A 23147-nucleotide genomic window follows, 5' to 3' on the forward strand; every position below is an offset into this window, starting at 1 on the left:
TGGCACGCTGTTGAGTTCTCAAGGAACGGACACTTCCTTCGGACCGCCTTCCAGCGGGCCCTCCGGGCGCTTCGTTCTTTCGTGTTTCCAGCTTAGCAGATCCGTTTGCCAGTTATTAACCGGCGCTTTTCGTATCTGAAACCTGGTGTTAACCGCCAACTCGTGGCGACTCGCCCAACCATAGCGGGTCCCCGGCCCGAGTGCGAATCGAGTCGCGCCACCATCACCCGGTCGGCCGCATGATTTGTTGCTCTCGCGAGCATATACAGCAATGGTTCCGGTCCGGCAAGATGCCTGTAGAGTGCGGCGCATCAACCAGAGGACTAGACCACTTCAGCCGACGGACCGTCGGCCCGGCGCCCTGGCAACCGTCGTTACTTTGAGGGCTCCTGGCCCGGCTATGTCAGCAGATGTCCGAAGTTGACATGATTTAGGCTTCAGTCGATCGTCCTGCCGCTGCCTGCGGCCGCTCGCTGTACCGCGCACTTGGGAGGTTCAACCATGACCACTGTGACGTCGCCGCTGACCGGCAATGTCGTCGGGCTCGCCGGCGTGCCCGACCCCGTCTTCTCGGGCGCGATGGTCGGTCCCGGCACTGCCATCGACCCGGTGCGCCAGCCGACGGAGGCCGTTGCGCCGGTGGACGGTGTCGTCGTCTCCATGCACCCGCACGCCTTCGTCGTGGTGGACGCGGACGGGCACGGTGTACTGACCCACCTCGGCATCGACACCGTGCAGCTGAACGGCGAGGGCTTCGAGCTCCTCGTCAACAAGGGCGACACGGTGACCCGCGGCCAGGCCGTCATCAAGTGGGACCCGGCCGCCGTCGAGGCCGCCGGCAAGTCGCCGATCTCGCCGATCGTCGCGCTGGAGGCGGCCGCCGACGCACTGGTCGACGTCCGGGAGGACGGGCAGGTCGCCGTCGGCGACGCCCTCTTCGGCTGGAGCTGACCGCTCCCCTATGTACTTCCCCGGGCCGCTCGGCGCCCGGGGCGCGGGTGCGCACCGGCGGAGTCCACGCCACAACCAAGCCGAGCCAACACGCCCGCCCCGCCGTACTCGACGGGGCGGCCCGGCAGACGGCGGCTCCCGGCGGGGCCGCCGACCTCAGCGGAGACAGGTGACATGAAGAAGACGCTGCGCGGCGTGGGTGTGAGCCACGGGGTCGCGATCGGCCAGGTGCGGCACATGGGGACGGCGGTGCTGGAGCCGCCGGCCACCCAGATCCCCAGCGAGGACGCCCCCCGTGAGCAGGCCCGGGCCCAGGCGGCCGTCGAGGCGGTGGCCGCCGACCTGATCGCCCGCGGCAACCTGGCCGGCGGCGAGGCGCAGGCCGTGCTCGAGGCGCAGGCCCTGATGGCACAGGACCCTGAGCTGATGGCCGACGTCAGCCGGCGGATCACCGTCGGCAGCAGCGCCGAACGCGGCGTGTACGACGCCTTCGCCGCCTACCGCGCACTGCTCGCCTCCGCCGGGGAGTACCTGGCCGGGCGGGTCGCCGACCTGGACGACGTCCGCAACCGCATCGTGGCGCGGCTGCTCGGCGTGCCGATGCCGGGTGTGCCGGACAGCGACGAGCCGTACGTGCTGTTCGCTCGGGACCTCGCGCCCGCCGACACGGCGTTGCTGGACCCGCTCCTGGTGCTCGGCTTCGTGACCGAGGAGGGCGGGCCCACCAGCCACAGCGCCATTCTGGCCCGCGCGATGGGCGTGCCGGCCGTGGTCGCCCTGCCCGGTGCGGCCGAGGTCGCCGAGGGCACCGTGGTCGCGGTCGACGGCAGTTCCGGCGATGTGCTGGTGGAGCCGTCGCAGGAGACGCAGGACGAGCTGCGCCGCGTCGCCGCCGAGCGGAAGGCCGCGCTGGCCGCGTCCTCCGGTCCGGGCCGAACCTCGGACGGGCACCGGGTGCCGCTGCTCGCCAACGTGGGCGGCGCCTCGGACCTGCCGGCCGCGCTGGAGGCCGGAGCGGAGGGTGTCGGCCTGTTCCGCACCGAGTTCCTCTTCCTCGACGACTCGGCGAAGGCCCCGAGCGAGGAGAAGCAGGTCGAGGCGTACCGCAAGGTGCTGGAGGCGTTCCCGGAGGGCCGGGTCGTGGTCCGGGCGCTGGATGCCGGTGCGGACAAGCCGCTGGACTTCCTGACGCCGGCGGACGAGCCCAACCCGGCGCTCGGTGTGCGGGGTCTGCGCACGTTGCTGGAGAACCCCGAGGTCATGCAGACCCAGCTGCGCGCGCTGGCGAAGGCCGCCGAGGGTCTGCCGGTGCACCTTGAGGTGATGGCTCCGATGGTGGCCGACCGCAAGGACGCCAAGGACTTCGCGGACGCGTGTCGCCAGGCCGGGCTCCAGGCCAAGTTCGGCGCGATGGTGGAGATCCCGTCGGCCGCGCTGCGGGCGCGTTCGATCCTGCAGGAGGTCGAGTTCCTCTCGCTGGGGACCAACGACCTCGCGCAGTACACCTTCGCGGCCGACCGCCAGGTCGGTGCGCTGGCCCGGCTGCAGGACCCGTGGCAGCCGGCGCTGCTGGACCTGGTCGCGCTCGCGGCCGAGGCCGCTCAGGCCACCGGCAAGAGCTGCGGCGTCTGCGGCGAGGCGGCCTCCGACCCGCTGCTGGCCGTCGTGCTCACCGGTCTCGGGGTCACCAGCCTGTCCATGGGCGCGGCGTCCATCCCCTATGTCCGGACCGCGCTGGCCAAGTACACCCTGGCGCAGTGCCGCCGGGCCGCCGAGGCCGCGCGGGCTGCGGACAGTGCCGACGAGGCGCGGGCCGCGGCGCAGCAGGTGCTGTCGGGCGAGTAGCCCGGACCGGACCGGACAGCACAGCAGGACGGTACGAGAGAGGGGCCGCTTCCACCGGTGGGTGGGGGCGGCCCCTCTCTCGTGCGGTCAGGCCTGGCGGTCCCGGCGGAGCTGCTCGAAGAAGCGCAGGTGGTCGAGGTTGTCGACCGAGCCGGGGTTGACGGCCTGCTCCAGCGGGGTGCCGGAGAGCAGGCGCTTCACCGGGACCTCGATGCGCTTGCCGGTCAGGGTGTGCGGCAGGCCGCGGACGGCGATGACCTCGTCGGGCACGTGCCGCGGGGAGAGCTCGGTGCGCAGCGAGGTGCGGATGCGGCCGATCAGGCCGTCGTCCAGGGCCGCGCCGGGGGCGAGGACGACGAACAGCGGCATCCAGTAGCCGCCGTCGGGCTCCTCCAGGCCGATGACCAGGGATTCGGCGATCTCGGGCAGGCGCTCGACGACCTCGTAGATGTCGGAGGAGCCCATCCGGACGCCCTGGCGGTTGAGGGTGGAGTCGGAGCGGCCGTGGATGACGACGGTGCCGCGGGAGGTGACGGTGATCCAGTCGCCGTGCCGCCAGGTGCCCGGGTACATGTCGAAGTAGCTGTCGCGGTAGCGGGTGCCGCCGGGGTCGTTCCAGAAGCCGGTGGGCATCGACGGGATCGGCTTGGTGACGACGAGCTCGCCGACGGTGTCGGTGTGCGGGCGGCCCTGGACGTCCCAGGACTCGACGGCGGCGCCGAGGCAGGGGGCCTGGATCTCACCGAGGTACACCGGGAGGGTGGGGACGCCGCCGACGAAGCAGGAGCAGACGTCGGTGCCGCCGCTGACGGAGGCGAGCCAGACGTCCTCCTTGACCTCGTCGTAGATCCAGCGGAAGCCGTCGGGCGGGAGCGGTGAGCCGGTGGTGCCGATGCAGCGGACGGCGCTGAGGTCGAGGTCGCGGCCGGGGTGGAGCTCGGCCTTGCGGCTGGCGATCACGTAGGCGGCGGAGGTGCCGAGGACGGTCGCGCCGGTGCGGGCGGCGACGGACCAGAGGGCGCCGGTGTCGGGGTGGCCGGGGCTGCCGTCATAGGTGACGATCGTGGACCCGGTGAGCAGGCCGGCGAGGAGGAAGTTCCACATCATCCAGCCGGTGGAGGTGTACCAGAGGAAGCGGTCCTCGGGGCCGAGGTCGAGGTGGAGGCCGGCCTGCTTGAGGTGTTCGAGCAGGATGCCGCCCTGGCTCTGGACGATGGCCTTCGGCAGGCCGGTGGTGCCGGAGGAGTAGAGGACCCAGAGCGGGTGGTCGAAGGGGACCGGCTCGAAGACCGGCGCCACGTCGTCGGCGACCAGGTCGTCCCAGTGCAGGGCGCCCTCGGGGGCGGGGGCGCCGAGCAGCGGGACGTGCACGACGGTGCGCACCGTGGGGAGTTCGCGGCGCAGCTCGGCGACCACCTCGGTGCGGTCGTGGTCCTTGCCGCCGTAGTGGTAGCCGTCGATGGCGAAGAGGACGGCGGGTTCGATCTGCTGGAGGCGGTCGAGGACGCTGCGGGCGCCGAAGTCGGGGGCGCAGCTGGTCCAGACGGCGCCCACCGCGGCGGTGGCGAGGAGGGCGACGGCGGCCTGCGGGATGTTGGGCAGGTAGGCGCCGACGCGGTCGCCGGGGCCGATGCCCTGGGCCCGGAGGGCGGCGGCGAGGGAGCCGACCTGGCGGCGGAGTTCGGCCCAGGTGAGGGTGGTCGGCTGCTCGGTGGTCTCGTCCAGGTGGAGGATGGCCGGCTGGTCTGCGTTGGCCGACGGCGTTCCGTCGGGGCCGGGCTCACCGTGGCGCAGGGCGTGCTCGGCGTAGTTGAGGCGGGCCCCGGGGAACCAGCGGGCGCCGGGCATGGCGGGGTCGGCGAGGACGGCCTCGGGCGTCCGGGTGAACCGGACGTCGAACCACTGGGTGACGGCGGTCCAGAAGCGGTCGAGGTCCTCGGTGGACCAGGCGTGCAGGGCGGCGTAGCGCTCGGCGGCCTGCTGGTCGCCGTCCACGGGGGCGAGGGGTGCGGCCGGTGCGCCGTGGTGTTCGGCGGCCCAGGCCTGGAAGGCCACGAGGCCGGCGGCGGCGGCGCGAGCGGGGGTGGGGCGCCAGAGCGGCTGGTCCTGGGGTGGGGTGCTCACGGTGGTGGTCTCCCGGCCGGTGGATGGGACGGGGTTGCTTGTGGCAGGGCCCGTCCGGTTGGGGCTGTCGGTGCAGACCCTGCCATGTGATCGCCCGGTGCGCCAGGGTCTGTTCCCGGGGTGCGGGCCTGGTCAGCGGCAGGTCAGCGCGGGGTGTACTCGCCGTTGAACCAGGAGCGGGAGACCCGGGTGTGGAAGGGGAAGGCGAGCGGGGTGTCGAGGGTGCCGAGCTGCCAGCCTTCGGTCTCGTCGGTGGGCCGGGAGGGCGGCAGGTCCACGAGGGGGCGGGCGGGGAGGAGGCCGAAGAGGCAGAGGAAGCCGCCCCCGGTGTCGGTGTCGGTGGCGACCAGGGTGACGTCGGTGGAGTCGGCCAGGATGCCGGTCTCCTCGCGCAGTTCGCGGACGCAGGCCTGCTGCCAGCTCTCGCCGTAGTCGACGTAGCCGCCGGGGAGGGCGAGTTGGCCGTAGCCGGGCTCGATGGTGCGGCGGATGACGACGAGCCGCGGCTCGGTGCCGGTGTCGGTGACCGGGAGGAGGGTGACCACGACGGGCAGCGGGTTGCGGTAGCTGATCTCGGCGCAGCCGGGGCAGGTACGGGGCCAGGCGGAGGTGCCGGGCGGGTAGGGGGTGCCGCAGAAGTGGCAGTGGGAGTTGGGCCGGTGGGCCGCCGGGCGCGCCTCGTGTGTGGTCATGGGCGGATGCTAATGGGGCGGGTGGGGCCCGGGGAGCCGGTCAGTGGATCTCGTCCTCGCGGGTGGGGCGGAGCAGTGCGGGGTGGAGGAGCTGGGCGTCGCCCGCGCAGTAGTTGCGGGCGCGCGGGCCGCCGCGGGCGCCGCCGCGCTCGGTGGTGGTGCCGGTGCTCTCGACGAAGCCGGGGACGGAGAGCACCTTGCGGTGGAAGTTGCCCGGGTGGAGCTTCTCCGCCCAGACGGCCTCGTAGACGGCGCGCAGCTCGGGGATGGTGAAGTCGTGCTGCAGGAACGCGGTGGCCAGCGGGCTGTACTCGATCTTGGCGCGGGCGCGGTCGAGGCCGTCGGCGAGGATGCGGGCGTGGTCGAAGGCGAGCGTGATCGGTGCGGCCCCGTCGGGCCGGAGGCCGGTGTGCCCGTCGACGCCACCCCCGTGGGTGTCGACGGGCACACCGGCGGCTTGGGGGTGGCCGGTGTGCGGCCGGAGGTCGAGGCCGGTGACGGGGTGCCAGGCGGCGGACGCCGCGTCCGAGCCTGCCTGCGGGTCGGGCAGGTCGGGGGCGAAGGCCAGGTAGGCGACGGAGACCACGTGCATCCGAGGGTCCCGGTCGGGTGCGCCGTAGGTGCCCAGCTGTTCGAGGTGGATGCGGCTGAGGGCGGCCTCGGCGTCGGCGGCGTGCAGGCCGGTCTCCTCGGCGAGCTCGCGGGCGGCGGCCTCGGCGAGGCCCTCCTCGCCGGCCCGCAGGAAGCCGCCGGGCAGCGCCCAGGAGCCCTGGTAGGGCGGGGCGGCCCGCTCGACGAGCAGGACGTACAGATGGCCGTGGCGCAGCGTCAGGGCGACGACGTCGACGGTGACGGCGACCGGGGTGTAGGCACGGGGGTCGTAGGAGGCGAGCCAGGCGAGCTCGGCGGCGGTGCCGCTGTGCGGCTGCTCCCCTGTCATGGCGTGCTCCTCTCGGCCTCGGTCGTGTCGGTCGCGGGCCTCCGCGGCGGTGTCGTCGCCGCCCGTCCCGTCGTTCTCGGAATGAGCACAACGTAGCGATCGTTTGACTGTGCGGCAAATGGTTTTCCCCGTGATTGCAGGGCTCCCGCCCTCCTAGGGTGTGATCAGGAGCTTTACCTCAGGAGGCCGCCATGTCCGTCACTCCCCCGTCCGGTCGGCCGGACTTCGTCGCCGCGCTGGCGGCCGGACCGCTGGTGCTGGACGGCGGGATGTCCAACCAGCTGGCGGCGGCCGGGCACGACCTGTCGGACGCGCTCTGGTCGGCGCGGCTGCTCGCGGACGATCCCGGCGCGGTGGTGGCCGCGCACCGGGCGTACTTCGACGCCGGGGCGGACGTCGCGATCACCGCGAGCTACCAGGCGAGTTTCGAGGGGTTCGCCCGGCAGGGGCTGGGCCGCGCGGAGGCCGCCCGGCTGCTGGCGCGCAGCGTGGAGCTGGCGCGGCGCGCCGCACGGGAGGCGGCGGCGGACCGCCCGCTCTGGGTGGCCGCGTCGGTGGGCCCGTACGGGGCGGTGCTGGCGGACGGCTCGGAGTACCGGGGGCGGTACGGACTGGGCGTGGCGGAGCTGGAGGCCTTCCACCGGCCCCGGCTGGAGGTGCTGGCGGCGGCCGGTCCTGACGTCCTGGCGCTGGAGACGGTGCCGGACGCGGACGAGGCGCGGGCACTGCTGCGGGCGGTGCGCGGGCTGGGGGTGCCGGCCTGGCTGTCGTACAGCGTCGAGGGCGACCTGACCAGGGCGGGGCAGCCGCTGGCGGAGGCGTTCGCGCTCGCGGCGCGGGCGCCGGAGGTGGTGGCGGTGGGGGTGAACTGCTGCACGCCGGCGGACGCGGACCGGGCGGTGGCGCTGGCGGCACGGGTGACGGGCAAGCCGGTGGTGGTGTACCCCAACAGTGGTGAGGGGTGGGACGCCGCAACGCGCGACTGGTCCGGCGTGTCGACGTTCGGTTCGGCGGGCGGTTCGGCGGGCGAGGGGGCGGGGAGGGCGGGTGGCTGGCTGCGCGACGGCGCCCGGCTGGTGGGCGGCTGCTGCCGGGTGGGGCCGCGGGAGATCGCGGCGCTGGCCGCCGAGGTGGCGCGGGCCCGGCACTGAGTTACGAGGGGGAAGGTGCACGGAGCGGGTGCGGCCTGGCAGACTCGTCCCGTCACCATCGCGGTCGACATTGTCGACCGCCTGTCAGCGCGGAGGTACCGAATGCCCGGCCCGATCCAGTCGCTTTCCCGGGCCGCCGCGATCATGCGCCTCTTGGCCGGCGGCGAGCGCCGCCTGGGCCTGTCCGAGGTCGCGACGGCGCTCGACCTCGCCAAGGGCACCGCACACGGCATCCTGCGCACCCTCCAGCAGGAGGGATTCGTGGAGCAGGACCCGGAGAGCGGCAAGTACCAGCTGGGCGCCGAGCTGCTGCGGCTGGGCCAGAGCTACCTGGACGTGCACGAGTTGCGGGCGCGCGCCCTGGTCTGGGCGGACGACCTCGCCCGGGCGGCCGGCGAGACCGTCTACCTGGGGGTGCTGCACCAGCAGGGGGTACTGATCGTGCATCACGTCTTCCGTCCGGACGACACCCGGCAAGTGCTGGAGGTGGGCTCGATGCAGCCGCTGCACAGCACCGCCCTGGGCAAGGTGCTGGTGGCGTACGACCCGGTGGCGCGCGGCGAGCTGGGCGACGGGCCGCTGGAGGCGTACACCGGGCGGACCCTGACCGATCTCGCCGACGTCGACGCGGAGGCGGCGCTGACCCGCGAGCGCGGCTGGGCCGACTCGATCGAGGAGACCTGGGAGGGCGTGGCCTCGATCGGCGCACTGATCCAGGATCGGCGCCGCAACCCGGTGGGCGCGGTCTGCGTCAGCGGCCCGGTGGAGCGGGTCTGCGAGGACGGGTTCGTGCGGCCCTCGCTGGTCGCCTCGGTGCGCAGCGCGGCGCGGGCGATCTCCCGGGACCTGGGCGCCGGGCGCTTCTAGGCCCGGCCCAAGGGCACGTCCGGACGCGGGCCCGGCGCGGGCCCGGTCCGCGGACATCCGAACATCTGACGTTCACGCTGAGGCGCGGACAGGCGGGATGCCTGTCCGCGCCTTAGCGTTTTGTCCGTATTTAGGGTTATCCGATTGGTAACTTCGAGTGAAGGGTCACAGCTGCATAACCCGGCCTTGACGCGAAGGCGGCCAGGGGAGGAAGCTTCCGCATGACGGTCGACATTGTCGAACGATGGCCGAGCAGATCACTCCCACGTAGCGCTCACCCGCACAGCGATCGCTCGGCATCCTGCCCCCACCCGCACCTCCGGGCCATATGGACAAGGGAGTCTTTGTGTCCGCGTTCTCCAACGGCGACATCTTCGTCGGCGAAACCCTCGGCACCGCAGCCCTGATACTTCTCGGCGGCGGCGTCTGCGCCGCCGTGACGCTCAAGAAGTCGAAGGCCATCAACGCCGGCTGGCTGGCGATCACCTTCGGCTGGGGCTTCGCGGTGATGATCGCCGCCTACATGTCGGCCCCCAAGTCGGGCGCGCACCTGAACCCCGCCGTCACCCTCGCCCTCGCGGTCGACAGCGGCGACTGGAGCAAGGTCCCCGTCTACCTCGGCTCCCAGCTGCTCGGCGCGATGATCGGCGCCGTCCTCGTCTGGGTCACCTACCTCGGCCAGTTCCAGGCCAACGAGGAGCCGACCCTGGGCATCTTCTCGACCGGTCCCGAGATCCGGAACCCGATCCAGAACCTGCTCACCGAGATCATCGGCACCATGGTGCTCTGCCTGGGCATCCTCACCCAGGGCCTCAACAAGGGTCTCGGCCTCTCCGGCATGGGCATCCTGATCGTCGCCTTCACCGTGGTCGGCATCGGCCTCTCGCTCGGCGGCCCGACCGGGTACGCCATCAACCCGGTCCGCGACCTGGGCCCGCGCATCGTGCACGCGCTGCTGCCGATCCCGAACAAGGGCGGCTCGGACTGGTCCTACGCCTGGATCCCGGTGGCCGGTCCGGTCATCGGCGGTCTGCTGGCCGGCGGCCTGTACCACGTCGCCTTCTGACGGTCGCCTTCCGGCGGACCCGGGTTTCCCGCCCACCCGAGCACGGGGACTGACCAGACGAGTCGGACCCACCCACCCCGTACCCCCATCTTGAGCCGAGGACCCTCATGACCTCCACTGGCACTGGCAACTACATCGCCGCGATCGACCAGGGCACCACGTCCAGCCGCTGCATCATCTTCGGTGAGGACGGCCGGATCGTCGCCGTCGACCAGCAGGAGCACCGGCAGATCTTCCCCCAGCCCGGCTACGTCGAGCACGACGCCGCCGAGATCTGGACCCGGGTGCAGTCGGTCGTCCGCGGTGCGCTGGAGAAGGCCGGACTGACCAAGGACGACATCCGCGCGATCGGTATCACCAACCAGCGCGAGACCACCGTCCTGTGGGACAAGAACACCGGCGAGCCCGTGCACAACGCGCTGGTCTGGCAGGACACCCGCACCGAGGCGCTCTGCCGCGAGCTGGGCCGCAACGTCGGCCAGGACCGCTTCCGCCGCGAGACCGGCCTCCCGCTGGCCAGCTACTTCGCCGGCCCGAAGATCCGCTGGCTGCTGGACAACGTCGAGGGCCTGCGTGAGCGCGCCCTGGCCGGCGACATCCTCTTCGGCACCATGGACACCTGGGTCATCTGGAACCTCACCGGTGGTGTCAACGGCGGCAAGCACGTCACGGACGTCACCAACGCCAGCCGCACCATGCTGATGAACCTGCAGACCCTGGCCTGGGACGACAAGATCGCCGAGTCGATGGGCGTGCCGCTGGCCGTCCTGCCGGAGATCCGCTCCTCCGCCGAGGTCTACGGCCACGCCGTGGGCGACCTGGAGGGCGTGCCCGTCGCCTCCGCGCTCGGTGACCAGCAGGCCGCGCTGTTCGGCCAGACCTGCTTCAACAAGGGCGAGGCCAAGTCCACGTACGGCACCGGCACGTTCCTGCTGCTGAACACCGGCGAGGACATCGTCAACTCGTACCACGGCCTGCTGACCACCGTCGGCTACCGGATCGGCGACCAGGCCCCGGTGTACGCCCTGGAAGGCTCGATCGCCGTCACCGGCTCGCTGGTGCAGTGGCTGCGCGACCAGCTCGGCATCATCTCCACCGCCGCCGAGATCGAGACCCTGGCCAACACCGTCGAGGACAACGGCGGCGCCTACTTCGTCCCGGCCTTCTCCGGCCTGTTCGCCCCGTACTGGCGCTCCGACGCCCGCGGTGTGATCGCCGGCCTCACCCGGTACGTCACCAAGGGCCACCTGGCCCGCGCCGTCCTGGAGGCCACCGCCTGGCAGACCCGCGAGGTCGTCGACGCCATGGAGAAGGACTCCAAGGTCAAGCTGACCGCCCTCAAGGTCGACGGCGGCATGACCAGCAACAACCTGCTCATGCAGAACATCGCCGACGTGCTGGACGCCCCGGTCGAGCGCCCGTACGTCGCCGAGACCACCGCGCTCGGCGCCGCCTACGCGGCGGGCCTCGCGGTGGGCTTCTGGAACGACCTCGACACCCTGCGGGCCAACTGGCACCGCGCCGCCGAGTGGACCCCGCGCATGGACGAGGCCACCCGGGAGCGCGAGTACAAGAAGTGGCTCAAGGCCGTGGAGCGCACCATGGGCTGGGTGGAGGAGGACGACCAGAACTGACCGCCGAGCCGGTCGGGGCCACCAGCCCCGACCGGCTCGCTCCCGTTCCACCGGCCCGCCGCACCGGGCCGACCGGCCTCTCAGCAGGGGCCGCACCGCACACCGAGAGGAGTAACGGCGCCGCCCGACCCGCGTCGCCGTAACACACACCATGGCAACCATCCCGACCCTGGGCGCCGAGCGCACCGCCGGCCACACCGCCTCCCGCGCCGAGACCCGCGAGCTGCTGGGCAAGGCCACCTACGACCTGCTGGTGATCGGGGGCGGCATCCTCGGCACGGCCGTCGCCTGGACCGCCTCCCAGGCCGGCCTCAAGGTCGCGATGGTCGACGGCGGCGACTTCGCCGGTGCCACCTCCAGCGCCTCCTCCAAGCTCGTCCACGGCGGTCTGCGCTACCTGCAGACCGGCGCGGTCAAGCTGGTCGCCGAGAACCACAAGGAGCGCCGCGCGCTCGCCACCGACGTCGCCCCGCACCTGGTCAACCCGCTGACCTTCTTCGTGCCGGTCTACAAGGGCGGCCCGCACAGCGCGCCCAAGCTCGGCGCCGGTGTCTTCCTCTACTCGGCGCTCTCCGCCTTCCGCGACGGCATGGGCCGGGTCTCCACCGCCGCGCACGCCGCCCAGCAGGTGCCCGCGCTGCGCACCGAGGGCCTGCGCTCGGTGGCCGTGTACGGCGACCACCAGATGAACGACTCGCGCGTCGCCGTGATGACGGTGCGCGCCGCCGTCGAGGCCGGCGCCGTGGTGCTCAACCACGCCGAGGTCACCGGCCTGCGCTTCACCGGCAGCCGGGTCACCGGTGCCGAGCTCAAGGACCGCCTGGACGGCACCGAGTTCGGCGTCAACGCCCGCCTGGTGCTCAACGCCACCGGCCCCTGGGTCGACCACCTGCGCGCGATGGAGGACGCCGGCGCCGCGCCGTCGATCCGCCTCTCCAAGGGCGCGCACGTCGTCGTCAAGCGCCGCGCCCCGTGGCGTGCGGCCCTGACCATCCCGATCGACAAGTACCGCGTGTCCTTCGCCATCCCGTGGGAGGACCACGTCCTGCTCGGCACCACGGACGAGGAGTACACCGGCGACCCGAAGGACGTCCGGGCCACCGACGCCGACATCGACCAGATCATGGGCGAGGCCGGCCACGCGATCCGCGACGAGCACCTCGACCGCGACCTGATCACCTACGCCTTCGCCGGCCTGCGGGTGCTGCCCGGCGGCCCCGGCGACACCGCCGCCGCCAAGCGCGAGACGGTCGTCACCGAGGGCAAGGGCGGCATGCTGTCGGTCGCCGGCGGCAAGTGGACCACCTACCGGCACATCGGCCGCACCGTGCTGGAGAAGCTGGCCCACGTGCCCGGCACCAGCCTCGGCGAGGACATGTCCACGATCGCCCGGACCGTTCCGCTGCCGGGCGTCGGCGCGCCGAACGCCGTGGCGCACCGCCTGCTGATCGACCGCGAGCCCGGCTCCCGGATGGAGCCGCTGGTCGCCAAGCACCTGGCCAGCCACTACGGCACGCTCTCCTTCGAGATCGCCCGCATGATCGACGAGAACCCCGAGCTCGGCGCGCCGATCCACGCCGACGGGCCGGACGTGTGGGCACAGGTCGCGTACGCCGCCGACAGCGAGTGGGCGTACACCGCGGACGACGTGCTGCGCCGCCGCACCACGATGACCGTGCGCGGGCTGGACACGCCGGAGATCCGGGCCGAGGTCGAGGCCTTCCTCGCGAAGCGCGGAAACAAGTAGGAGCACAGCCTCGCGAAGCGCGGAAACAAGTAGGCACGCAGGACACAGCCTCGCGAGGCGTGGAGCCGGGTAACGGCACCGCCTCGCGAGGCGCGGGACTCCGGAGGGCGGGCACCCCAGGGCTGGGGGCGTCCGCCCTCCGGCATGTCCGGACGGGGCGGCACGGCCGGACGGCGGTGCCGGGGTCGTGCGCGGGCGGCGCGTCACGAGCCCACCGCCGCACGGTGAACGCCGAACGGGCGGGCACTCCCCGTGGAGCGCCCGCCCGTTCGGCGTTTCGGTTCTGCTGGGCCCTGTCCGGCCGGTCGAGGCGGACGGGTCAGATGATCAGGCTGAGCGGCATGATGAGGGCGATCGCGACCACCGATATCACCGTCTCCATCACCGACCAGGACTTGATGGTCTGCCCGACGCTCATCCCGAAGTACTCCTTCACCAGCCAGAAGCCGGCGTCGTTGACGTGCGAGAAGAACAGCGAACCCGCACCGATGGCCAGCACCAGCAGGGCCGAGTGCGTCGAGGACATGTCCGCGGCCAGCGGGGCCACGATGCCGGCGGCGGTGATGGTGGCGACCGTGGCGGAGCCGGTGGCCAGCCGGATGAGCACGGCGATCAGCCAGCCGAGCAGCAGCGCGGAGATGTGCCACCGGCTCGACCACTCGCTGACGGCGTTGCCCACGCCGACGTCGATCAGCGTCTGCTTGAAGCCGCCGCCCGCGCCGACGATGAAGACGATGCCCGCGATCGGGCCGAGCGAGCGGCCGACGGTGTCGGAGATCCGCTCCTTGGTGAAGCCCGCCGCCCGGCCGAGGGTCAGCATGCCGAGCAGGGTCGCGGCCAGCAAGGCGATCAGCGGGGAGCCGATGAAGTCGAACACCCGCTGCGGCAGCGCCTTGGGATCGTCGATGACGACGTCGGCCAGCGCCTTGCCGAGCATCAGTACGACGGGCAGCAGGATGGTGGCGAGGACCGCGCCGAAGCCCGGGGTGTGCTCGGGCTTCTCCATCTCCACGGGCGCGGTGGCCTGCGGGATCTCCAGCGGGCCGACCCAGCGCTCGGCCAGCCGGGCGAACAGCGGGCCGGCGATGACCAGCGTCGGCACGGCGATCAGCAGACCGAGCGCCAGGGTGATGCCGAGGTCCGCCTTCAGCGCGTCCACGGCCACCAGCGGGCCCGGGTGCGGCGGGACGAGGCCGTGCAGCACGGAGAGCCCGGCCAGCGCGGGGATGCCGATCCGCATCAGCGGGACGTTGCCGCGGCGGGCCACCAGCAGCACGATCGGGATCAGCAGGACGACCCCGACCTCGAAGAACAGCGGCAGGCCGAGGACGGCCGCGATCAGCGCCATCGCCCAGGGAAGGGCCCGGGGCCCGGAGCGCGACAGCACGGTGTCCGCGATGATGTTCGCCCCGCCGGAGTCGGCGAGCAGCTTGCCGAGCATCGCGCCGAGCCCGATCAGCAGGCCGACGCCCGCGACGGTCGCGCCGAAACCCGTGGAGAAGCTGCCCAGCAGCTTGTCGAAGGGGGCGCCGGCGACGGCGGCGAGCAGGCCCGACCCGAGGGTGAGGGCGAGGAACGGGTGCAGCTTCAGCCGGGTGATCAGCACCACGATGGCGCCGATGCTGAGCAGCACCGCGAGCAGCAGCCGGGCGTCGCTGTCGGTGTGCGGCAGGGCCGGTGGGGCGGCCGCCGCGAGCAGGGAGGGGATCACGCGAGGTCTCCATTGACGGGCCGCAGCAGGGATACGGCCATCTCGACGAGCTCTTCGGGGGACGGTCCGACGTCCAGAACGGCGCCGCGCTCGTCCGCCGCCAGGGGTTCCAGGGCGGCGTACTGCGAGTCGAGCAGCGACGGCGGCATGAAGTGGCCGGTGCGGTGGGCGAGTCGGTCCTCGACCAGCTCGGGGCCACCGCTGAGGTGCAGGAAGAAGGCGCCCGGGCAGGCCGCGCGCAGGATGTCGCGGTAGCGGTGCTTCAGCGCCGAGCAGGTGACCACGCCGCCGGTGCCGGCCTCGGCCCGCTCCCCCAGCCAGCCGCCGAGGGCGCGCAGCCAGGGGCCGCGGTCCGCGTCGTCCAGCGGGGTGCCGGCCGACATCTTGGCGATGTTGGCGGGCGGGTGGAAGTCGTCCGCCTCGGCGTAGGGGAGGCCGAGCCGGTCGGCCAGGAGGCGGGCCACGGTGGTCTTGCCGACACCGGAGACGCCCATCACCACGAGGGTGAGGGGCGGCTCAGGGGTGTCGTGGTTCTCGACGCTGAGAGCCATGGGTGGTGCTCCTTCGTTGCCAGGCCGCCACTATCGCTCCAAAGATATGACGTATTCAAGTGGCGGAAACCAAATCGTCATACTTTATCGGCTTGCGGGGGCCGACCGGAGAGCGGACCGCCGGCACCGCCTAGGCTGGGCGGATGGAGATCCAGGGGCTGCCCGGCCGACTGCTTGCCGACCTCGGACCGGCCATCGCCTCCGGGGAGGTCCCCGAGGGGGCGGTGCTGCGCGCCGAGGAGCTGGAACAGCGGTACGGGGTGTCGCGGACGGTGGTCCGCGAGGCGGTCCGGATCCTGGAGGGGATGGGCCTGGTCGCCTCCCGGCGGCGGGTCGGCAGCACCGTGCAGCCGAAGTCCGCCTGGGACGTCTTCGACCCGCTGGTGATCCGCTGGCGGCTGGCCGGCGCCGACCGGCCGGCGCAACTGCGCTCGCTCGGCTCACTGCGGGTGGCGGTGGAGCCGGCCGCGGCCGCGCTCGCGGCGCGGCACGCCACCGACGACGAGCGTCGCGAACTGAGCTCGCTGGCCGTGGAGTTGACGATGACGGCGCGGGCCGCCGACCTGGAGACCTTCCTCCGGCACGACATCGCCTTCCACGCGACCGTCCTGAAGGCCTCCGGCAACGAGATGTTCGCCCACCTCGGGGACACCGTCGGGGCGGTGCTGACCGGGCGCACCGAGTACCATCTGATGCCCCATCAGCCGGAGCCGTACGCGATCCGGCTGCACCGCGAGGTCGCGGAGGCGATCTGCGCAGGGGACGCCGCGCAGGCGGAACGGGCGATGCGGACGATCGTGACGGGCGCGCTGGAGGAGCTCGACCAGCAGCTGGGGTGAGCCGCCCCGGCCGAGCGTACGGTCGGACCGGGCGGCGCGGGGGTTTGCGGCGCTTTCCTGGGCAGATCACACGATTTGACGGCAGTTCAGCGGATTCGGACGCATAGTCCGGGTACGACGGGGCAGAGTGTTGCGCAGGGGCGCGCTCGGGTGCGCCCGTCCCACCACCGTGACCGCGCCTGGGGGTCGCCCGATGTCATCCGCACGCCGTCGCCGCCGTCTGCCGGACGAGGTGCGGGCCGCCGTCGTCCGGGCGGTGCTCTGCCTGGCCTTCACGCTGGTCGGCCTGCTGGTCGCGACGCTGGCCTCGTACGCGGACAGCTGGCTGATGACACCGGCCCTGATGGCGATGGGCCTCGGGGTGTTCGGCACCATGTGGTGTCTGCTGGAGATCATGATCTCGCGCCAGGTCGCCGCCCAGCGGATGCGCGGGCCGGGCCAGGCCACGCCGATGGCGGGCAGCCGGGAGCCGGGCAGGCCCCGGCCGTTCCCTCAGCCGGCGCCACCGCCGGCCGGACCGGCGCCGCGTCAGCCGCGGGTGCCGACCGCGTAGCCGTACTGCTCGGGCCAGTCCCGCCCGGCGCCGAGCTCACGGGCGGCGTGCAGCGGCCAGTACGGGTCGCGGAGCAGCTCGCGGCCGAGCAGCACGACGTCCGCCCGCCCGTCCGCGACGATCCGCTCGGCCTGCGCGGGCTCGGTGATCAGGCCGACCGCGCCGGTGGCCAGCCCGGAGGCGGTACGGACCTCCTCGGCGAACGGCACCTGGTAGCCCGGGCCGACCGGGATCACCGCGTCCGGCGAGGTGCCGCCGCTGGAGACGTCGACCAGGTCGATGCCGATGGTCCGCAGCTCCTTCGCGAGCAGCACCGTCTCCTCGACGGTCCAGCCGGGCCGCCCCTCCAGCCAGTCGGTGGCCGAGACGCGGAAGAGCAGCGGCAGGGTGTCCGGCCAGACGGCGCGCACCGCCGCGGCGACCTCCAGGGCGAAGCGGCTGCGCCCGGCGAAGTCCCCGCCGTAGGCGTCGGTGCGGTGGTTGGCGGCCGGGGAGAGGAAGGCGTGCACCAGGTAGCCGTGCGCGCCGTGGATCTCGACGGTCCGGAAGCCGGCCGCCAGCGCCCGACGGGCGGCCTGGGCGAAGTCCTCGACGATTTCGCCGATCTGCCCGACCGTCAGCTCGGACGGCGCCGGCCGGGTGCCGAACGCGACGGCGGACGGCCCGACCGTCGGCCAGTCGAGCCCCTCGGGGGCCGAACCCCCGCCCTGCCAGGGGCGGTTGCCGGACCCCTTGCGCCCGGCGTGGGCCAGCTGGACCGCGGGTATCGCGCCGTGCGCGGCGATCAGCGCGGCCACCCGGGCCAGTCGGTCGCGCTGGCGGTCGTTCCACAGGCCCAGGTCGAACGGGGAGATCCGGCCCTCGGGACTGACCGCCGTGGCCTCCAGCACCACCGCTCCGGCGCCGCCGGCCGCCCGGGAGCCGTAGTGGGCGAGGTGGAAGTCGGTGGCCACACCGGCCGCGTCCCCCTGCGAGGCCGCCGAGTACGTGCACATCGGTGCCATCCAGACCCGGTTGCGGGCGGTCAGCGACCTCAGGGTGATCGGCTCGAACAGGGCGCTCATGGCGGCTCCTCGCAGGGGGCGGTGGGTCATTCCGGGGTGACGGCCCGGTAGTGGGAGGTCAGCCGGCCCTCGTCGTCCAGGACGTGGAAGACGAGCATCGGCGGCTGGTCGAAGGTGATGTCGGGCTCGCCCTCGCAGGGCAGCGTGACGGTGGAGACGACGCCGGGCGCCACCCGGACCGGCAGCCCGGCGAAGGTGGTGGCGGCACCGGTGTGGGAGTGGCCGCAGAGCAGGGCCGCCACCCGGGGGTGGCGGGCCAGCACCTCGGCGAGCCGCTGCTCGCCGAACTGCCGGATCGGGTCGACGAACGGCAGGTGGAGCTCCACCGGCGGGTGGTGGAAGGCCACCAGCGCCGGTACGTCCTGGCGGCCGTCGGCGAGCCGGGCGTCCAGCCAGCCGAGGGTCTCCTCGTCCAGCAGGCCGTCGTCGCGGCCCGGTATCGACGAGTCGAGCATCAGCACGTCCGCACCGGGCAGCCGGTGCAGGCGGTTGACCGGGCCGTCGGCGGGTGCCTCGCCGAGCAGGCCCTCGCGGTAGGGCGCGCGCCGGTCGTGGTTGCCGGGGCAGTCGAACAGCGGGTGACGGGAGGTCAGCACCTTGGCGGCCTGCTCGTACTCGGCGGGCAGGCCGTGGTCGGCGATGTCCCCCGTCACCAGCACGGCGTCCAGCGGGCCGGGCAGGGCGTTGAGGTACGCCATCACCTGCCCGGCGCGCCGGTACGCCCGGGCACCGCCGTCCCCGCGGTGGTCCTGGCCGATGTGGATGTCACTGAAGTGGGCGATCGTCAGCATGGCCGTCACGCTAGCCCGGTCAGGGCGCGGCGGGTACCTCCGCGGGCCGCTTGAACATCCGGGTGGCGGTGATCTCGCCGTGGACGGCCGGGCCGTCCGGGTCCTGCGGGGCGGGCAGGCCGGGGCGCAGGTGCTCCTCCACCGAGATGTACTTGAGGCCGGCCCGCAGGTCGGCGTCGTTGCGCAGCCGGATGACGAGCGGGAACTCGGCGAGCGCGGTGGTGTCGAACAGGCCGGTGGTGTAGATCAGCTGGACGCCGAGCGCGTCGGCCACGGCCCGCTGGAGCTCCAGCAGGTAGGTGGCGTTGGCGCGGCCGATCGGGTTGTCCAGGAAGAGCGTGCCGGCGTGCCGCAGCTGGGACTGGCCGCGGTCGTTGGCCCGCAGGGCGGCCATCGTGCAGTAGAGCGCGATGGCCGCGGTGAGCAGCTGGCCGCCGGAGAAGACGTCGGACATCTGGCCGACGCCGACCCGCTCGGCGCGCAGCACGGCGTCCGGCTTGAGGATCTCGACGCTGACGCCGCGCGGGCCGATCGCGGCGGCGACGCCGCGCAGCAGCAGGGACATGCCGTCGCGGCGCAGGTCGCTGTTCTTCCGGACGGCGGCGCGGGTGGCCTCGTCGATGACCTCGCCGAGGCGCTCGACCAGGGTGGCGTGGTCCGGGTCCTCGAAGCGGATCCGCAGGAACTCCTGGCCGGACCACTCCCCCAGGCCCTCCGGGAGGCGGGAGAGGCGCTGGGCGGCGCGCAGGGTGGTGAGCGAGGACTCGACCAGTCCGCGCAGCCGGTCGACGATCGAGCCGCGGTTGCGCTCCAGCTGGGCGAGCTCGTCGGTGAGCACGCGCAGCCGGGGCGCGAAGGCGGTGGCCCAGGCGGCCGCGTGGTCGGGCAGCGCGGCGGCGGGCAGTTCGCGGATCTGCTGGCGGGCCGGGGTGCGGACGGCCTCGTAGCGGGCCGCGTTGGCGTGCCGGACGAGCGCGTCGGAGGCGTCCCGGACGGCCAGTTCGGCGGAGGACAGCTCACCGGCGGCGGTGCGCAGGGCCCGGCGGGCGTCGGCCGCGGCCGCGCGGGCTTCGGCGAGTGCGCCGAGGTAGGGCTCGACCGGCTGGCCGTCCTCGTCCTGGTGCTCGCGCAGGCCGTCGCGCAGCTGCCCCGCGTGCTCGTCGAAGTCGGCGGCGGCGGCCTGGGCGGCGTCGAAGGTGCGCTGCAGGTCGGCGTGGGCGGTGCGGGCCGCGTCGACGCTCTCGCGGCGCTCGGCGAGCCGGGTGGTGGCGGTGCGCAGCAGCACCTGGGCGTGCTCGGGGTCGGTGGGGACGAGGTCCTCGGGCAGCTCGGTGTGGGCCTCGCCGTCGGCGGGGGCGGAGCGTTCGGCCTCGCCGCGCAGGCGGCCGAGCTGCTCGCTGGCGACGGCGGAGCGGGCCTCGATGGTGGCGACCAGCTCCTCGGCGCGGGCGGCGGCGGCCTGGCGGGCGGGACCGTCGGCGCCGTCGGGGCTGCCGAGCAGCTCCTCGGCGCGGGTGCGGACCTTGTTGGTGAGGCGGTCGAGTTCGGTCGCGGCGGCGGCCTCGTCGCCCTCGGCGCGGGCCTGTTCGGCGCGCAGGTCGGCGCCGACGCCGACCTTCTCGTAGAGCTGGGAGGCGGCGCGGTAGGCCTCGCGCAGGGCGGGCAGCGCGGCCGGGGCGGTGTCGGCCGGGTCGTCGGTCTGCTCGGCGGCGGGGATCTCGGCGCGCTCGGCGCGCAGGGTGCGTGCGGTGCGGCGGGCGTCGTCGGCGGCGCGCTGGGCGGCGCGGCGGTCCTCGTCGCAGGTGCGGGCCCGTTCGGCGCACTGGGCCTGGCGGCGGTCGCACTCGACGGCGTCCTCGGCGAGTTCGCGCAGCGAGCGGACCCAGCCGGCGCGCTCGCGCAGGCGGAAGGCCAGGCCGGAGAGGGCGTCGGCGCGGCGGCGGGCCTGCTGGGCGGCCTCGCGGTGCTCCTCGTGGGCCGCGGCCGCGGTGGCGTGGTCGACCTCGGCCTCGTCGTGGTCGGCGCGCAGGGTGCCGAGGCCGGCCGCGGCCTGCTCGGCGTGCTCGCGGGCGGCCTCGGCGGCGGCCGCCAGCTCGGCGAGGGTGCCGGGCGGGCAGCTGGCGTGCCAGGAGGCGAGGCGGGCGGCGAGCGCCCGGTCGCCGCCGAGGCGGGCGGCCAGTTCGCGGATGTGCTCCTCGCGGGCGGTGGCGCGGGCGCGCAGTTCGCGGCGCTCGCCGTCGGCGGCGCTCTCGTCGTGCATGGCCGGGTTCGGCGGGACGAGGAAGAAGGCGGGCTCGTCGGTGATCGGGGCGATCAGCGCGGCGGCGGCGCCGACGGCGACGGTGGAGCGGGGCAGCAGGGCGGCGGACTGCAGCGCCTCGCGGGCCCGGTCGAGCGAGTTGGGGTCGGTGATCACCACGCCGTCGACCAGTTCGGGGCGGGCGGCGAGGATCGCCTCGTGGTCGGTCGGGTCGACGGACTGGGCGAGGTAGCGCCAGCCGGGCAGGGCGGGGATGCCGTGCTCGGCGAGGTACTCGACGGTGGCGAGCACGTCGGGGCCGGGCGGCAGCAGGCCCCCGTCACCGAGCGCGGCGAGGATGCGGGAGTCGTCGGCGGCGGCGGTGCGCAGGTCGAACAGGGTGCGCTCGGCGGTGGCGATGGCCTCGTCGAGCAGCTCGCGCAGCGCCTCGGCGGAGCGGTCCAGGACGGCGGGGGTGAGGAAGCCGGCGTCCTCGTCGGCGCTGTCCTGGTAGGGCGTCAGGGAGAGCAGGTCGGCGAGGCGCGGCTCGGTGGCGAGCAGGGCGGCGGTGCGCTGCTCGGCGGCGAGGGCCTGGGCGGCGGACTTGCGGGCGTCGTGGGCGCGGGCGGCGGCGAGCTCGGCGCGGCCGGCGGCGGCGGCGGCCTCACGCAGCCGGGCGGCGGCGCCCTCGGCGGCCGTGCGGGCCCGGGCGAGCGCGGCGCTGGCGGCCTTCTCGACGTCGGCGGCGTGCAGGGCTGCGCGGGCCGGGTCCGGTTCGTCGGAGTCGGCGTCGATCCAGCCGGACTCGACGGCGGCCGCGGTCTCCTGCTCGACCTCGGCGAGGCGCTGGCGCAGGTGGTCGGCCTCGCTGCGGGCCTTCTGGGCGGCGGTGGCGGCCTCGGTGGCGTCGGACTGGGCCCTGGAGCCGTCGGACTGGAGCTCTCCGGCGCGCTCCTCCTCGGTGTCGGCGCGGCTCTCGGCGGCCGCGGCGGCGCTCTCCAGGGCGCGGGCGAGGGCGGTGGCGGCGCGGGCGCGGGCGGCCAGGGCGGGGGCGGCGTCGAGCTCGGCCTCGCGGATCGCGGCGGCGACCCGGGTGACCCGGTCGGCGGCGGCGCGCTGGCGCAGCACGGCCTCGGCGGCCTGCCAGGCGGAGTGCAGGGTGCGGGCCTCGATGAGCTCGCGGCGCAGCGCGGCGGCCTCGGCGGTCGCGGCGGCCAGGCCCAGGGTGGCGTGGCGGTGGGTGAGCTCGGCGGTGATCAGGGTGTGCCGGGTGCGGTCGGCCTCGGCGGCGGTGACGGCGCCCGCGGCGGCGGCGACGTCGATGGCGAGGTCCTGGGCGCGGTCGCGCTCGGCGGCGGCGCGGGAGGTGAGGGCGTGGGCGAGGCGGCGGGTGCGGCGCTCGGCGGTGCGGTGGGCCTCGCGGACGCCCTCGCGGGCGAGGGTGGACTCGGCGATGCGCTCCAGCAGGTCGAGCGAGCCGGCGGTGAAGTCCCGTTCGGCGGTGAGCTCGGCGCGGCGGCCGAGCTTGGCGGCGAAGCCGTGGACCAGGTCGGCGAGGCCGTCGGTGTCCCGGGTGTCGGTGACGGCGCGCAGCAGGAGGTCGGTGAAGTCGCTGTCGTGCTTGACCGCGAAGAGGCCGGCGGCCTCGCCCTCGTCGGCGTTCATCTCGCGCTGGTAGCGGAAGAGTTCGGGGTCGAGGCCGAGCTCGCCGAGGTGCTCCGTCCAGCGGTCGTGGCCGTCCTCGAAGACCAGGTCGAGGTGGGAGTGGGCCTTGCCGGCCTCTGTGAGGGCGTCGCGGAAGCCCTTCATGGTGCGGCGGCGGCCGCGGGCCTTCTGGTCGCCGGCCAGGCTGACCCGCTCGGCGACGGGCAGCGAGTCGAGGGTGAGGCCGGCGCCGGGGCGGAAGGAGTACCAGGTCTCGGCGAACTTGCGCGGGTCGGAGGAGACCTGGCGGCCGCGCCACTCGCTGACCTTGCCGACCACGATCAGCTCGCCGGTGACGGTGTGCTGCCACTCCAGGGCGACGTGGCCGCAGTCGTCGGCGAGCAGGAACTTGCGCAGCACGCCGGAGCTGGCGCCGCCGAGGGTGTTGCGGTGGCCGGGGAGCATCACCGAGAAGATCAGCTTGAGCAGGACGGACTTGCCGCCGCCGTTCTCCAGGAAGAGCACGCCGGCCGGTGCCGGGCGGCGGACCGGTCCGTCGAGGTCCTCGCCGAAGAGGCCGATCTGCTGGGGGGCCGGGTCGGAGACGGGCTCGCCGACGCCGCGCAGGTCGAGCACCGTGTCGGCGTAGCGCGCGCCGGCCGGTCCGATCGAGTAGAGGCGGACCCGGTTGAGCTCGTACATGTGCGGCGGTTCTCCAGGATGTGCAGGGGTCTGGAT

The 23147-nt window shown here is 73.9% G+C and carries 17 protein-coding genes; 9 read left to right on the forward strand and 8 right to left on the reverse strand.

Features of this window, described 5'->3' with window-relative positions:
* Window positions 1–501: 501 nt before the first annotated feature.
* A complete protein-coding gene (locus ACGFZP_RS38445) occupies window positions 502–951 on the forward strand; it encodes a PTS glucose transporter subunit IIA (RefSeq protein WP_392941819.1) in 450 nt (149 codons plus the stop codon).
* Between the two features lie 174 nt (window positions 952–1125).
* Window positions 1126–2796, forward strand: a complete 1671-nt coding sequence (gene ptsP / locus ACGFZP_RS38450; protein ID WP_392941822.1) for a phosphoenolpyruvate--protein phosphotransferase — start codon at window positions 1126–1128, stop codon at window positions 2794–2796.
* A gap of 87 nt (window positions 2797–2883) precedes the next feature.
* Here the strand turns inward: ptsP and ACGFZP_RS38455 are convergent, their stop codons facing one another.
* The 3 genes from ACGFZP_RS38455 to ACGFZP_RS38465 all read right to left on the reverse strand — a co-directional run bounded on the left by ACGFZP_RS38455 (window position 2884) and on the right by ACGFZP_RS38465 (window position 6552).
* Window positions 2884–4920: an acetoacetate--CoA ligase gene (locus ACGFZP_RS38455; RefSeq protein ID WP_392941825.1), complete on the reverse strand. Its 2037-nt coding sequence runs from the start codon at window positions 4918–4920 to the stop codon at window positions 2884–2886.
* Window positions 4921–5063: 143 nt separating this feature from the next.
* Complete coding sequence (locus tag ACGFZP_RS38460) at window positions 5064–5612, reverse strand: NUDIX domain-containing protein (protein ID WP_392941827.1); 549 nt, start codon at window positions 5610–5612, stop codon at window positions 5064–5066.
* 40 nt (window positions 5613–5652) lie between these two features.
* On the reverse strand, window positions 5653–6552 hold the full coding sequence (locus ACGFZP_RS38465) for an NUDIX domain-containing protein (protein ID WP_392941830.1): 900 nt from the start codon (window positions 6550–6552) through the stop codon (window positions 5653–5655).
* Window positions 6553–6743: 191 nt separating this feature from the next.
* Here ACGFZP_RS38465 and mmuM point away from each other — a divergent pair, with 191 nt between their 5' ends.
* The 5 genes from mmuM (at window position 6744) to ACGFZP_RS38490 (ending at window position 13017) form a co-directional block, all read left to right on the forward strand.
* Complete coding sequence (gene mmuM / locus ACGFZP_RS38470) at window positions 6744–7703, forward strand: homocysteine S-methyltransferase (protein ID WP_392941833.1); 960 nt, start codon at window positions 6744–6746, stop codon at window positions 7701–7703.
* Between the two features lie 102 nt (window positions 7704–7805).
* Window positions 7806–8570, forward strand: a complete 765-nt coding sequence (locus ACGFZP_RS38475; protein ID WP_392941836.1) for an IclR family transcriptional regulator — start codon at window positions 7806–7808, stop codon at window positions 8568–8570.
* 346 nt (window positions 8571–8916) lie between these two features.
* Window positions 8917–9636 carry an MIP/aquaporin family protein gene (locus ACGFZP_RS38480; RefSeq protein WP_392941838.1) on the forward strand — a complete coding sequence of 240 codons (720 nt, stop codon included), beginning with the start codon at window positions 8917–8919 and terminating at the stop codon, window positions 9634–9636.
* Window positions 9637–9743: 107 nt separating this feature from the next.
* Complete coding sequence (gene glpK / locus ACGFZP_RS38485) at window positions 9744–11270, forward strand: glycerol kinase GlpK (protein WP_392941841.1); 1527 nt, start codon at window positions 9744–9746, stop codon at window positions 11268–11270.
* Window positions 11271–11421: 151 nt separating this feature from the next.
* Complete coding sequence (locus tag ACGFZP_RS38490) at window positions 11422–13017, forward strand: FAD-dependent oxidoreductase (protein ID WP_392941844.1); 1596 nt, start codon at window positions 11422–11424, stop codon at window positions 13015–13017.
* Between the two features lie 319 nt (window positions 13018–13336).
* On the opposite strand, the gene ACGFZP_RS38495 is transcribed toward ACGFZP_RS38490, so the two are convergent.
* Window positions 13337–14728 (reverse strand): GntP family permease, encoded by a 1392-nt coding sequence (locus ACGFZP_RS38495; protein ID WP_392941847.1) that lies wholly within the window; start codon window positions 14726–14728, stop codon window positions 13337–13339.
* Window positions 14725–15279: a gluconokinase gene (locus ACGFZP_RS38500; RefSeq protein WP_392941849.1), complete on the reverse strand. Its 555-nt coding sequence runs from the start codon at window positions 15277–15279 to the stop codon at window positions 14725–14727. The genes ACGFZP_RS38495 and ACGFZP_RS38500 overlap by 4 nt, the downstream gene beginning before the upstream one ends.
* Before the next feature lie 143 nt (window positions 15280–15422).
* On the opposite strand from ACGFZP_RS38500, the gene ACGFZP_RS38505 reads away from it, so the two are divergent.
* Window positions 15423–16118, forward strand: a complete 696-nt coding sequence (locus tag ACGFZP_RS38505) for a FadR/GntR family transcriptional regulator (protein WP_392941852.1) — start codon at window positions 15423–15425, stop codon at window positions 16116–16118.
* 193 nt (window positions 16119–16311) lie between these two features.
* Complete coding sequence (locus ACGFZP_RS38510; RefSeq protein WP_392941855.1) at window positions 16312–16671, forward strand: hypothetical protein; 360 nt, start codon at window positions 16312–16314, stop codon at window positions 16669–16671.
* On the opposite strand, the gene ACGFZP_RS38515 is transcribed toward ACGFZP_RS38510, so the two are convergent.
* The 3 genes from ACGFZP_RS38515 to ACGFZP_RS38525 are packed head-to-tail and all read right to left on the reverse strand — an operon-like array spanning window position 16647 to window position 23111.
* Window positions 16647–17735: an NADH:flavin oxidoreductase/NADH oxidase gene (locus ACGFZP_RS38515; RefSeq protein ID WP_392941857.1), complete on the reverse strand. Its 1089-nt coding sequence runs from the start codon at window positions 17733–17735 to the stop codon at window positions 16647–16649. The two genes, ACGFZP_RS38510 and ACGFZP_RS38515, sit on opposite strands and share 25 nt — an antisense overlap.
* A gap of 26 nt (window positions 17736–17761) precedes the next feature.
* Window positions 17762–18526 (reverse strand): metallophosphoesterase, encoded by a 765-nt coding sequence (locus ACGFZP_RS38520; RefSeq protein ID WP_392941860.1) that lies wholly within the window; start codon window positions 18524–18526, stop codon window positions 17762–17764.
* 19 nt (window positions 18527–18545) lie between these two features.
* Window positions 18546–23111 (reverse strand): hypothetical protein, encoded by a 4566-nt coding sequence (locus tag ACGFZP_RS38525; protein WP_392941863.1) that lies wholly within the window; start codon window positions 23109–23111, stop codon window positions 18546–18548.
* Window positions 23112–23147: the final 36 nt, after the last annotated feature.

The sequence above is a fragment of the Kitasatospora sp. NPDC048239 genome (assembly GCF_043202015.1).
GTDB lineage: Bacteria > Actinomycetota > Actinomycetes > Streptomycetales > Streptomycetaceae > Kitasatospora.